Source organism: Thioalkalivibrio sp. ALJ7 (genome assembly GCF_000376865.1).
Classification (GTDB): Bacteria; Pseudomonadota; Gammaproteobacteria; order Ectothiorhodospirales; family Ectothiorhodospiraceae; genus Thioalkalivibrio.
In genome coordinates this window covers 190,094-202,507 of sequence record NZ_AQXQ01000008.1, presented here as the reverse complement: position 1 = coordinate 202,507, position 12,414 = coordinate 190,094, and the positions used below count along the sequence as shown (strand labels likewise).

Below are 12,414 nucleotides of genomic sequence, written 5' to 3'. Positions count from 1 at the left end.
ACGAACGGTCCACAAGACCTGAACGGCCCGCCTCCTGGAACCGCTGGACCCAGCGCTGCACGGTCTTCGGATCCACGCCAACGGCGCGGGCCGTGGCCCGAAGGCTCTGGCCGTGATCCACGACCAGACGAGCCATCCGCTCTCGACCGCGGGGGCCCATTAAGGCATTTTGGTGAAGGTTCACGGGGCGTCCTCCTTGGGAATGGCTCAGTCCGCAAACTCAGCATCCTTCGGAGTCGTCCCGTGGACAACCTATTGAGAGATCACACCTAGGGAGACGCTGGTTTAAATCGGCGCCTCACTAGAGAAGCGTTCGTGTGAGCGTGTTCGGGCAGTTGGAAGGGGAGGGTACGACTCAACACCCCCACCCTTCATGTTGTCAGAAGCCTCGGTGCAGCGCATCAAAGCCCAGGGCGACGTCGTCCGGGTCGGCGCCGGGCTCGATGCGGAGGCGTTCTCGTACGGTGTCGCGGTCGATGTGCGAGGCCTCGATGGCCTCGTCCTCCAGCCGGTATAGCCACCAGGCGAGCGCCGCTTGGGTACGGGTCTCGGACCAGGGTTCCAGGTCGGTCCCTACGCGTTCGGCATGCGCTCCTAACGCTTCATCGAAAAATGGCTCCAGGCGATCCAGGGCAGCGACCGGGTCCGGTAGCTCCGGTTGTTCGCCTTCCAGCGCGTATACGGCACGTGCGAGTTCCTGCCGAGCGATCTCGGGCCAGATCTGCGAGGGAAGATAGCCCTCCATTGCCGGGCGGCCCGCGGCCGTAATGCCGTGCAGGTAGCCGCGTTCGGTCTGGAGATAGCGATCTAGCGCTTCCATGGCTTCCAGCGCCCACTCCAGCGTCTCCTCGTCCTTGGTGACCCGAGCCAGATTGGCGAGGGCCGCGATGGCCTGCCCGGAGGTGTCTGCGTAGGTGTTGCGGTCGACCTGCGGTGGGTCGGTGGCGCGGCGAGTCTCCGGGTCCAGTTGGTAGTAGTCGCGGTCGGCGTACTGGCTGTTGCCGAAGCGTAGCTGGCGTTGATCCCAAAGCTGTTCCCGAAAGTAGTCGCGAATCCCCTGGGCGATCTCCACGTAGTGGTCGTCACCCAGCGCTTCGTAGGCATCGGCGAACAGCCACATGAAGGCGGCGTTCTGGTCCAGGCGCTTGGAGGTCTCCAGCGCCAGGACGGGATCGCGCTGGTCGGGGTCGTGAAAGAAGAAGAACCCGCCCTCGACTTCGTCGTAGAGATCCTCCGCGATCTGGTCGAGCAGGCCGGGCATGCGGTCTTCCCACTCTTTCTGGCCCAGCAGGAAGCGGTAGGTCCATGGCTGGGGGCGTTTGCTCAAGGTGCCAAATGTGGCGCTGCCGCTGAGGCGGTCGGCACGTTCGTCGTAGACCTCGCCGAGCATTTCGAGAAAGGCGTCCAGGTCATCGATGCCAGCGTCGTCCGGCGTGATCTCGCGCCCGGTGACGGAGAACATGTCGCGCTGGCTCTCCAGGATGTTCTGCAGGTCGCGGGGATTCACATGCCCGGTGAACCGGGTCAGCATCTCGTCTTCGTGGTTCACGATGACTACGAAGGGCAGGCCCCGGCCGCCATAGCGCCGGAACAGGTCCGCGCGTTCGTCCAAATCGACCAGCACTGGGATGTAGTCGCGCTCAATCGATTCCACTACATCCGGGTTTTCCAGCGATTCGTCCTGAAAGTCTCGACACCAGGTGCACCATTGGCCGTGGAAGTAGAAGAAGATCGGGCGTTCGCGGGCCTCGGACTCTTCGAAGAGCGCACTGTCCCAGTCCTGCCAATCAATGCTCGAATCCGCCGGATAGTCTTCGGCGGCGCCTGGAACGGCGAACATCAGCAAGGCGCCGGCCGCGAGGCATGCGAAGAGTGCGGCGCCTCTGTGACGGTTAATTCGGGGTCGGTGTTGGGATGCGTACTGACGGTTCATCGTGAGTCCGCCCTGTTCACGTATGTAAAGGTATAGACCAAATGCCGGGCCTGAGCGTTCCTGTCGGGCGCGCGTTCCGGTGTGGGGCGGGTGGTAGGATGCCCGAGTTCTGGGACCACTGGGAGTGAGCATGAAGTATCAGCGCGCCGGGCATCTGCGCATGCCGCCGCCGATTTCGATCGTCGTCCTGACGCGCGTCGGATTGCAACGATGACCGACGCTCGACCACGAGTCGTCCATCTATTGCCAGGGCTATGGGCGTCTCCAGCAGGGATGGAGGGTCATCATCCGTCGCCGTGGGTGCGACGGTTGGGACGCTGGCTGGGGCGTGCCCAGGCCCACCGTAGGACGAAGATCGCGGTGGGCTGGGAGGCTGCGTTGGCTGACTCCCTGGATTATCGCCAGCCGGAACAGGGCCGGCGGACCTGGCTGGCCCAGCCTGTGCAACTCACTCCAGGGATGAAGGATCTGGTCGCCCATCCGGTCGGTCCCGTGGCCGATGCCGAACGCGAGGCCTTGTGGTCCGCCGCCGAGCCCGAGCTCGAAGCAGCCGGTGCGACCCTCCAGCTCTCGGAGGACGGGTTGTGGGAATTATTGCTCGAGGCCGAAGGCCAAGCGGCAGGGCTGCCGCCGTCGGTGGGGCTGGGTCGGTCGATGGGAACACCATCTCTTAAGGACGACCTGGCGCGGCGCCTTCAGGTGCTTAGCAATGGTCTGCAGATGGTCTGGTTTCAGCATCCGGTGAACCTGGAACGCGAACGCGAGGGTCGCGGTGGCGTTCATGGACTCTGGTTGTGGTCCCCGGGTTGCGCCTCCAAGGCAACGCCCGTGCGCCGAGTATGTGGCGGTGGGACGATTGCGCGTTGGTTGGCCCGCGGCGCCGACGTTGACTGGCAGGCCGACCCGGCGGCGGCGCCGTCGGAGCATGGGGACACCGTGGTGGTGGTCGATGCGCTGGCCGCGCCGCCCTCGTACGAGCGGCGACTGGAGTTGCTGGAATCGGTGGCCGAGGACGTGGTGGCGCCCAAGGTACGTGCCCTGCTTCGCGGGGAATTGAGTGCCCTCGAGTTTATTGACCCCGATGGCCCCCATGCAGGCGAGGGTTCGGGGCAGCCTGGGATTCCCCTGGTGCTGACGCGACGCGACGCACTAGCGCTGTGGCGCCGCCCGCGCAGGCCCTGAAGACGTTGGTGGGTGTTATACTGCGCGGCTTTTCTTCTCATGCGATGGAACGTGTCGTGAAACCTGCGGCACCCGACGGAAACTGCCATGGAACTGAACGCGCTGTATTCCCGGATTGATGATCTGAAAGGCCGCCTGGAAGGCCTTAGGGGGTATCTTTGACTACCCTGCCAAGGAAGAACGGCTAGAGGAGGTCCAGCGCGAGCTGGAACAGAATCCGGATATCTGGAATGACCCGGAACAGGCCCAGGCCCTGAACAAGGAGCGCGCCCAGCTCGAGAATGTCGTGGTCAATATCCGCGAGATCGGTATCCAGCTGGACGAAAGCCGCGACCTGCTGGAGATGGCCGAGGCCGATGACGACGAAGAGACGGCGTCGGCGGTGGAGGCGGATGTCGAGGCGCTCACCGCGCGTATTGAGGGCCTGGAGTTTCGCCGCATGTTCTCCGGCGATATGGACGAGGCCAACGCCTACCTCGACATCCAGGCCGGCTCTGGCGGCACCGAGGCGCAGGACTGGGCGAACATGCTGCTGCGCATGTACCTGCGCTGGGCCGAACACAAGGGCTTCAAGGCCGAAGTGACTGAGCTCTCCGAGGGCGAAACCGCCGGTATCAAGAGCGCGACCGTGCATATCCAGGGTGAGTACGCCTTTGGCTGGTTGCGCACGGAGACTGGGGTTCACCGCCTGGTGCGCAAGTCGCCGTTTGATTCAGGCAACCGCCGCCATACCTCGTTCGCGTCCGTGTTCGCCTCGCCGGAGATCGACGAGAATTTCGAGATCGAGATCAATCCGGCAGATCTGCGAGTGGATACCTACCGCTCGTCCGGCGCTGGTGGTCAGCACGTGAACACGACCGATTCGGCGGTGCGCATCACGCATGTCCCGACCGGTGTCGTGACGGCCTGCCAGGCCGGGCGCTCCCAGCACAAGAACCGCGAAATGGCGATGAACCAGCTGCGCGCCAAGCTCTACGAACGGGAGCTACAGGAGCGTAATGCAGAGAAGCAGGCGGTCGAGGACACCAAGTCCGATATTGGCTGGGGTAGCCAGATCCGGTCGTACGTGCTGGATCAGTCGCGGATCAAGGATCTTCGCACCGGCGTCGAGGTGGGCAACACCCAGGGTGTGCTGGATGGCGACCTGGATCCGTTTATTGAAGCCAGCCTGAAGAGCGGCTTGTAAGTCTCTTATTACATTGGATTTCCGATGACCGAAACCACCGATGAAAACAAGCTGATCGCGCAACGCCGCGCCAAGCTGAATGAGCTGCGCGAGGCCGGTCCGGCCTTTCCCAATGACTTCCGGCGCGATTCTCTGGCGGCCGCGCTGCACAACGCACACGACGAGACGGAAGGCGAGGCTCTACAGGCACAGGGCGTCCGCGTGACGGTCGCCGGCCGCATGGTTGGTAAGCGGGTAATGGGCAAGGCGAGCTTCATTCGCCTGCGCGACCAGAGCGGGGATATCCAGCTGTTTGCCCAGCGCGACAGCCTGCCGGAAGGCGTGTACCCGGCCTTCAAGCAGTGGGATCTGGGCGATATCGTCGGTGGGCAGGGGACACTGTTCAAGACGAAAACCGGCGAGCTGACCGTGCAGCTGGACGAGCTGCGTCTGCTGACGAAGAGCCTGCGCCCGCTGCCGGAGAAGTTCCACGGCCTGACCGATCAGGAACAGCGCTACCGCCAGCGCTACGTGGACCTGATCACCAGCCCGGACAGCCGCGAGCTGTTCCGCACCCGCACCCGGATCGTGCGCTACATCCGCGAATACTTCGAGCGCGAGGACTTCATCGAGGTGGAGACCCCGATGATGCAGGTGATCCCGGGCGGCGCGACCGCGCGGCCGTTTTCCACGCACCACAATGCGCTGGATATGCCGCTGTACCTGCGCATTGCGCCGGAGCTGTATCTGAAGCGCCTGGTCGTCGGCGGCTTCGAGAGGGTCTTCGAGATCAACCGCAATTTCCGTAACGAGGGGCTGTCCACGCGGCACAACCCCGAGTTCACGATGCTGGAGTTCTACGAGGCGTTCGTGGACTACCACGCGCTGATGGACCGCACCGAGACGCTGCTGCGCGGGCTGTGCGAGGACGTGCTGGGCACGACCACCATCGAGTACCAGGGCGAGACCTACGACTTCGGCCAGCCCTTCACCCGTATGACGGTGCGCGAGGCGATCCTCGAGCACAACCCGGAGATCGGCAGCGAGGACCTCGCGGACATCGAAAAGGTGCGCGCCCACTGCGAGCGCCTGGGGATCCCGATCAAGGCGAGCTTCGGGCTCGGCAAGTTGTGGACCGAGATCTTCGAGTACACCGCCGAGAACAAGCTGCGTCACCCGACCTTCATCACCGCCTATCCGACCGAGGTCTCGCCTTTGGCGCGGCGCAACGATGACGACCCGTTCGTCACCGACCGCTTCGAGTTGTTCATAGGCGGGCGCGAGATCGCCAATGGCTTCTCCGAGCTGAACGATCCGGAAGACCAGGCCGAGCGTTTCCAGGCGCAGGTCGCGGAGAAGGACGCCGGCGACGCCGAGGCCATGCACTACGATGCCGACTACATCCGCGCCCTGGAGTACGGCCTGCCGCCGACGGCGGGCGAGGGCATCGGTATCGACCGCCTGGTGATGCTGCTGACCAATAGCGCGTCCATCCGCGACGTGCTCCTGTTCCCGCACCTGCGCCCGGAGGCGTAGATAAACGACGGTTGCGCGAGGGAGATGGCTCGGGCCTCTGGGGAACACCGGGAGACCATGCTGGTCGCATGGGTACGGCATGTTTTCAAGCAAAGGAGGTTGCCATGGCCATTCAGCGTCGCAAGTTGGATTCGTTGCTTACCGGGGTTTGTGCGAGTGTACTGCTCACGGCGGGTGCGCAGGCTGGCGAGATGGTTGAATCCGGGATTTCCACCGAATACGAGTCCTTCGATTTGGTAAAGGTAGCCGGTGGACTGGAGCATCCCTGGTCCGTTGCATTCCTCCCTGGCGGGGGCTACCTGGTCACCGAGCGCGGTGGCACTCTCAAGCAGATTGATCGAAGTGGGAACGCTCGCGAGGTAGAGGGTGTACCCGACGTGGTCGCGAGTGGGCAGGGCGGTCTGCTGGATGTGGCCCTGCACCCCGATTTTCGGGATAACGGCTGGGTCTACCTGACCTATTCCAGTGGTAGTGAGGATCAGTCCTACACCGCATTGGGGCGCGGCCTGATGGAAGACGGCACCTTGCACGAGTTCGAGAAAATCTTCGAGCAAGATCGGGGTGGCAGCAATCACGGCCACTTTGGTTCGCGGCTGGCCTGGTTGGCCGACGGGACGTTGCTGATGACCATTGGAGACCGCCGCCAGGAAGAACCGTCCCAGGATCTGTCGTCGCATACCGGTTCGCTATTGCGCCTGACCGAGGATGGCGCGGCCCCGGCCGACAACCCGTTTGCCGATCGCGATGACGCCCAGCCGCACATCTACGCCTATGGCCTGCGCAATTCCCAGGGACTGGTAGTGGATCCGGCGGACGACACCATCTGGCTGACCGACCATGGCCCGCGGGGTGGTGACGAGCTGAACCGTATGGAGGCCGGGGGCAACTACGGTTGGCCGGTAGTCAGCCGAGGGCGTGACTATCGTTCCGAAGAGCCGTTCGGCGAGGCTCGGCAGGACGCTGACATGTTCGACCCGGTCTACGAGTTCCTGCCGACCCTGGCGCCGTCCGGGCTGGCCATGGTCACCTCGGATCGCTTCGAGACCTGGCAGGGCAACCTGCTGGCCGGCGGCCTGCGCGCCGAGCGCATCCTGCGCATCGTCATCGAGGACGACGAGGTCGTGCACATGGAGGAACTGCTGCACGGCAAGATCGGGCGCATTCGCGATGTGCGCGAAGGCCCGAACGGCCACCTCTATGTGCTGACCGACGAATCCGACGGTGGCTTGTACCGGATGGAGGCCCGCTAAGCCGCTGTCACGCGGCCTGCGGCCCGGCCCAGGGTTTACCCCTCGGCCGGCTCCAGCAAGAGCGCTGCCAGCGGCGGCAGATGCAGGTAGAGCGTGGCCGGGTGGCCGTGGCGCTCGACCGGCTCTGCGTGGGCGTGAGCGGGGCCGCGTGAGCCGCCGCCGTAGACATCGGCATCGGTATTGAGGAGCACGCGCCAATGACCGGCATGTGGTGCGGGCACTGGATGCGAGGGGCGTTCCATCGGGGTCAGATTCAGCACTACGATCTGTGCCCGGCCATGGTGGTCCCGGCGCCAAAAGCTGATGGTCGAATGTTCGGCATCGTCACAATCCAGCCACCCGAAGCCGTCCGGTTCGAACTCCCGGGCGTGCAGGGGCGGGCAGTCCCGATAGACCCGATTCAGGTCGCGGACCAGCTGTTGCAGGCCCTTGTGTAGCGGGTACTGCAATACATACCAGTCCAACTCGCGATCTTCGGACCACTCCGGCCCCTGGCCAAATTCCTGGCCCATGAACATCAGCTTCTTGCCAGGGTAGAGCCACTGCCAGGCGTATAGCAGGCGCAGATTGGCGTGCTGTTCCCATTCGTTGCCGGGCATGCGACCGCGCAGACTGTGTTTCCCGTGCACGACTTCGTCATGCGAAAAGGGCAGGACGAAGTTCTCGCTGTAGGCGTAGAGCTGCCCGAAGGTCAGCTGGTTGTGGTGGTACTGCCGGTACAACGGGTCCATGCCGAAGTAGGTCAGCGTGTCGTGCATCCAGCCCATGTTCCACTTCATGGTGAAACCCAGGCCTCCCATGGACGGCGGCCGACTGACACCGGGCCATGCGGTGGACTCCTCGGCAATCATGGCGACACCCGGGTGACTGGTCTGTACTGTCTCGTTGAGGTGGCGCAGGAAGTCGATGGCCTCCAGGTTTTCGTTGCCGCCGTGGATGTTGGGCAGCCAGTCCTGGCCCTCGCGGTCGTAGTCGCGATAGAGCATGGAGGCGACGGCATCCACGCGCAGCCCGTCCAGGTGGAAGTCTTCCACCCAGCAAAGGGCGCTGGAGAGCAGGAAGTTGCGCACCTCGGGGCGGGAGTAGTTGAAGATCAAGGTGCCCCAGCCGCGATGCTCGCCGATGCGCGGGTCGGCATGTTCGTACAGCGCCGTGCCGTCGAAACGGGCCAGCGCGAAGTCGTCGCGCGGGAAGTGGCCCGGAACCCAGTCCAGGATCACGCCTAGCCCCGCCTGGTGGGCCTGGTCGACGAAGTAGCGGAAGTCGTCCGGATGCCCGAAGCGCGAGGTGGGGGCAAAGAAGCCGGTGCTCTGGTAACCCCAGGAGCCGTCGAAGGGGTGCTCGGTGACCGGCAATAACTCCAAATGAGTAAACCCCAGGTCACGGGCATAGGGCACCAGACGCTCCGCCAGTTCGCGGTAGGTCGGCCAGTGACCCTCGGGGCTGCGCTGCCAGGAGCCCAGGTGCACCTCGTAGATGCTCATGGGGCGGTGTTTCCACGCCTCGGGATGGCGGTTCTGCATCCATTCTTCGTCGTACCAGGCGTAGTCGCTGGCGGGCTGGATGCGCGCGGCAGTCTCCGGGCGGACCTGGTAGGCGCGGGCGTAGGGGTCGGTCTTCAGATGCAGGCTGCCCTGTTCGCGGTTGCGAATCTCGAACTTGTACAGCGTTTCCTCGGCAAGCTCAGGGATGAACAACTCCCAGATGCCACTCCCCGGGTGCACGGTCATCGGGTGACAGCGGCCGTCCCAGCGGTTGAAGTCTCCCACGATCGAGACGCGTTCCGCACTCGGGGCCCAGACGGCGAAACGCACGCCGTCGATGCCGTCACGTGTGGTGGGGTGAGCGCCCAGCATGCGGTGGGCATGCCAGTGGCGGCCCTCGGAAAAGAGGTGGCGGTCGAAGTCGGGAAGATCCGGTGCGAAGCTCCATGGGTCAATGGTTTGTAATGAACCCGTGCCACCCTGGGGCGTCCAATCGACCCGAGGGTGCGCCGGCAGGCTCTCCGGCGAGCCCTGCCAGAGGAACAGACCGGGAAAGCCGGGGGCCGGGATCAGGGGCTCGCTTTGACCCTTGGAAAGTGTGATGGAGGCCTCGTCTGCGTGCGGCAACCACGCGCGATAACAGGCGGATTGTTGATCCAGCGCATGATGTCCGAGGACGCTGTGCGGATCATGAAGACGCGCCTCGACCAGACGTCCTAACGGGTCCGTGACAGAACGGGTGCATTTGTTGGGGGCTGTTGCCATACTCGGATCAAACTCGCGTTTCGGACGTGGGAAGACATGGTTCGGGAGGATCCGCCGACCACGTGAGACAATCAAACCTTTTGCAAGGATGGGTGCATGAGTCCGCAACCGCAACGTTACGTTAGCCGCCTGACCCGGGAGACCTTGGCCCTGATCCTGGCCGGCGGGCGTGGCTCGCGTCTCAAACAATTGACCCTGTGGCGGGCAAAGCCGGCCGTGCCGTTCGGGGGCAAGTTCCGCATTATCGATTTCCCGCTGTCTAACTGTATCAACTCCGGCATCCGGCAGGTGGCGGTGGTTACGCAGTACAAGGCCCATTCGTTGATCCAGCACATGCAGCGCGGCTGGAGCTTCCTGCGTGGTGAGTTTGGCGAGTTTATTGAGCTGCTGCCGGCGCAGCAGCGGATCGAGACCTCCTGGTACGCAGGCACGGCTGACGCGGTCTATCAGAACATCGACATCATCCGGCAACACAATCCAAGCTACGTGCTGATCCTGGCCGGGGACCATATCTACAAGATGGACTACGGCCAGATGATTGCCTTCCATGTGGAGAGCGGGGCCGACATGACCGTCGGCTGTCTGGAGGTCGAACGCGAGCGCGCGAAGGCATTCGGCGTGATGGGCGTGGACGCGGCCAGCCGTATCACCTCGTTTGCCGAGAAGCCTGAAGACCCGGCACCCATTCCCGGCAGCGAGACCCACTCGCTCGCCTCCATGGGCATCTACGTCATTAACACCCAGTTTCTGTTCGAACAGCTCATCAAGGATGCGGATGACACCTTCTCCAGCCACGATTTCGGGAAGGACATCATTCCGAACATCATCGAGCGCTATCGGGTGATGGCCTATCCGTTCCGCGATGAGCAGGGTGTGCGTCAGGGGTATTGGCGCGATGTGGGGACGATCGACTCTTATTGGCAGGCGAACCTGGAGCTTATTGGCGTGACCCCGGAACTGAACCTGTACGATTCCGAATGGCCAATCTGGACGTATCAGGAGCAGCTGCCGCCCGCGAAATTTGTCTTCGATGACGAGGATCGGCGCGGCATGGCGATCGATTCCATGGTCTCTGGTGGCTGCATCATCTCCGGCAGTACCGTGCGTCATTCCCTGCTGTTTTCCAACGTGCAGGTCAATGCCTGCGCCACGGTGGAGGACTCGGTCATTCTGCCGAGTGTCACCGTGGGCGAGGACTGCGTGATCCGCAATGCGGTGATCGACAAGGGCTGCAAGGTACCGGATGGCACCGAGATCGGGGTGGACGACGAGGCGGACGCACGCAACTACTTCGTTTCCCCAGGTGGGGTGCGAGTGGTGACGCCTGAGATGCTGGGCCAGGCCACGCACCATGTCCGCTGAATCCGGGAGTACCGCGCTCGCCACCCAGCCCCCTCAGCTTGATGTGGTGCTTTGCTGGCACATGCATCAGCCGCATTACTACGATTCCGGCAGCGCCGAGTACGTGCTGCCGTGGACCTACCTGCATGCACTGAAGGACTACACCGACATGGCCGCGCACCTCGAGGCCTGTCCCCAGGCGCGGGCGGTGGTGAACTTCGCGCCCATCCTCCTGGAGCAGATCGCCGATTATGGCGAGCGCCTTGAGTCCGGGATCGGGAGCCACTCGAGTTTCGGCGATCCCGTGCTCGACCTGTTGCAGATGGATATCGTCCCGGTGGACCCAGTGCAGCGGCGCGAGATCCTTCGGGTATGCCTGCGGGCCCACGCCCCGCGAATGATCGAGCCGTTTCCATTATTCGAGCGTCTCGCCGCCCTGGCGCACCAGGCGCTGGAAGATCCGGTGCTGCTGGCCCACCTGGACAACCGCTATTTCCAGGATCTGGCTACCTGCTACCACCTCGCGTGGCTGGGCGAAACGGTGCGCCGTGCCTATCCGGAGGTGCAGGGCTGGTTGAAGGCGGACACGGGCTATAACCGGGATGTACGCGGGCGCCTGTTGAAGCTGATACGCGATGAAGTGAAGGCGATCCTGCCGCGTTATCGCGAACTGGCGGAGCAGGGACGGGTAGAACTGTCATTTACCCCTTACGCGCACCCGATTATGCCGTTGCTGCTCGACCTGAACTCCGCGCGCGAGGCAATGCCCGATGTGGAGCTACCGCAGGCCTTGGCCTATCCCGATGGCGAGGCCCGTGTGCGCTGGCACATCGAGCGCGGGCTGGAGGTCTTCGAGCAGCACTTTGGATTCCGTCCACGGGGCTGCTGGCCTTCGGAGGGCAGCCTGAGCGAGCCTACCGTGCGTCTTCTCGACGACTACGGCATCTGCTGGACGGCCAGTGGCCAGACGGTGCTGGGCAATAGCCTGGTCGCAGCGGGTCAGACCGCGGAGTCGCACACAGGATTGGCCGAGCAGGAGGGTTGGTTGCACCGCCCGTATCGCTTGAGCGATTCGACCATCGAGCTGTTCTTCCGTGATGACGGGCTGTCCGATGCCATTGGTTTCCGCTACGCCGATTGGCATGCCGACGACGCCGTGGGCGACTTTGTTCATCACCTGGAGAACATTGCGGCGGTGTCACCGGACGGCGGCGTCGTCGCCGTGATCCTGGATGGCGAGAATGCCTGGGAGTACTACCCGGACAACGGCTTCCACTTCCTCCGAGGGTTGTACGAGCGCCTGGCCGAGAACCCGCGTCTGAACCTCTGCACCTTCTCGGATGTCTGTCAGCGCACCGGTCCTCGGGCGGATCGCGGTGATCTGCCGGGAATGGTGGCCGGCTCCTGGGTCTACGGGACCTTTTCGACCTGGATCGGTGATCCGGACAAGAACCTCGGTTGGGATCGGCTCATCGAGGCGTGGACGGCGGTCGATCAGGCCATCGCTCGGCATCCGGCCCTGGACACCCCCGAGCTGCGCAAGCAACTGGCGGTGTGCGAAGGCTCCGACTGGTGCTGGTGGTTCGGCGAGTACAACCCGGCTGGCTCGGTCAGCGACTTTGAGCAGCTCTATCGGCGGCATCTTGCCCGGCTTTATCAGCTGGCGGACCTTGAAGTCCCCGAATCGCTGGGTGAGGTCCTGTCCGTCGGAGGCGGTGATCCGGCGGCGGGCGGCACCATGCGCAAGGGGCAGTAGTT

General features: G+C 63.8%; 9 protein-coding genes. 6 read left to right on the top strand and 3 right to left on the bottom strand.

What is annotated here, in order from left to right; translation table 11 throughout:
• Both D002_RS13935 and D002_RS0103890 read right to left on the bottom strand, forming a co-directional pair.
• The coding region (locus D002_RS13935; RefSeq protein WP_155996081.1) for a helix-turn-helix domain-containing protein at positions 1–184 on the bottom strand (184 nt) is incomplete at its 3' end.
• A gap of 195 nt (positions 185–379) precedes the next feature.
• Entirely contained in the window at positions 380–1,840 is a 1,461-nt protein-coding gene (locus D002_RS0103890; protein WP_018140602.1) for a DUF255 domain-containing protein, read from the bottom strand.
• Between the two features lie 471 nt (positions 1,841–2,311).
• Here D002_RS0103890 and D002_RS0103880 point away from each other — a divergent pair, with 471 nt between their 5' ends.
• The 4 genes from D002_RS0103880 to D002_RS0103865 all read left to right on the top strand — a co-directional run bounded on the left by D002_RS0103880 (position 2,312) and on the right by D002_RS0103865 (position 7,066).
• On the top strand, positions 2,312–3,115 hold the full coding sequence (locus tag D002_RS0103880) for a hypothetical protein (protein WP_026181506.1): 804 nt from the start codon (positions 2,312–2,314) through the stop codon (positions 3,113–3,115).
• Between the two features lie 87 nt (positions 3,116–3,202).
• Positions 3,203–4,301, top strand: a protein-coding gene (prfB, locus tag D002_RS0103875) for a peptide chain release factor 2 (protein ID WP_155996099.1) whose coding sequence is annotated in 2 segments (ribosomal slippage) — positions 3,203–3,274 and positions 3,276–4,301 — 1,098 coding nt in all. Because the reading frame shifts where the segments join, the coding sequence is not laid out codon by codon here.
• 24 nt (positions 4,302–4,325) lie between these two features.
• Positions 4,326–5,816 (top strand): lysine--tRNA ligase, encoded by a 1,491-nt coding sequence (gene lysS, locus D002_RS0103870; protein ID WP_018140599.1) that lies wholly within the window; start codon positions 4,326–4,328, stop codon positions 5,814–5,816.
• A gap of 104 nt (positions 5,817–5,920) precedes the next feature.
• On the top strand, positions 5,921–7,066 hold the full coding sequence (locus D002_RS0103865; protein ID WP_018140598.1) for a PQQ-dependent sugar dehydrogenase: 1,146 nt from the start codon (positions 5,921–5,923) through the stop codon (positions 7,064–7,066).
• Between the two features lie 35 nt (positions 7,067–7,101).
• On the opposite strand, the gene glgB is transcribed toward D002_RS0103865, so the two are convergent.
• The gene (gene glgB / locus D002_RS0103860; RefSeq protein ID WP_026181504.1) at positions 7,102–9,315 is read right to left on the bottom strand and encodes a 1,4-alpha-glucan branching protein GlgB; all 2,214 of its coding nucleotides are present in this window, start codon (positions 9,313–9,315) and stop codon (positions 7,102–7,104) included.
• Between the two features lie 96 nt (positions 9,316–9,411).
• Between glgB and glgC the strand changes: the two genes are divergently transcribed.
• Positions 9,412–10,677 carry a glucose-1-phosphate adenylyltransferase gene (gene glgC, locus D002_RS0103855; RefSeq protein WP_018140596.1) on the top strand — a complete coding sequence of 422 codons (1,266 nt, stop codon included), beginning with the start codon at positions 9,412–9,414 and terminating at the stop codon, positions 10,675–10,677.
• On the top strand, positions 10,667–12,412 hold the full coding sequence (locus D002_RS0103850) for a glycoside hydrolase family 57 protein (RefSeq protein WP_026181503.1): 1,746 nt from the start codon (positions 10,667–10,669) through the stop codon (positions 12,410–12,412). Before glgC ends, D002_RS0103850 begins: the two co-directional genes overlap by 11 nt.
• Positions 12,413–12,414 lie beyond the last annotated feature (2 nt).

Bases quoted from the DNA above. Each gene is read 5' to 3' on its own strand.
- D002_RS0103890 (WP_018140602.1), bottom strand. From the start codon at position 1,840: ATGTTCGCCGTTCCAGGCGCCGCCGAAGACTATCCGGCGGATTCGAGC.
- lysS (WP_018140599.1), top strand. From the start codon at position 4,326: ATGACCGAAACCACCGATGAAAACAAGCTGATCGCGCAACGCCGCGCC.
- D002_RS0103865 (WP_018140598.1), top strand. From the start codon at position 5,921: ATGGCCATTCAGCGTCGCAAGTTGGATTCGTTGCTTACCGGGGTTTGT.
- glgB (WP_026181504.1), bottom strand. From the start codon at position 9,315: ATGGCAACAGCCCCCAACAAATGCACCCGTTCTGTCACGGACCCGTTA.
- glgC (WP_018140596.1), top strand. From the start codon at position 9,412: ATGAGTCCGCAACCGCAACGTTACGTTAGCCGCCTGACCCGGGAGACC.
- D002_RS0103850 (WP_026181503.1), top strand. From the start codon at position 10,667: ATGTCCGCTGAATCCGGGAGTACCGCGCTCGCCACCCAGCCCCCTCAG.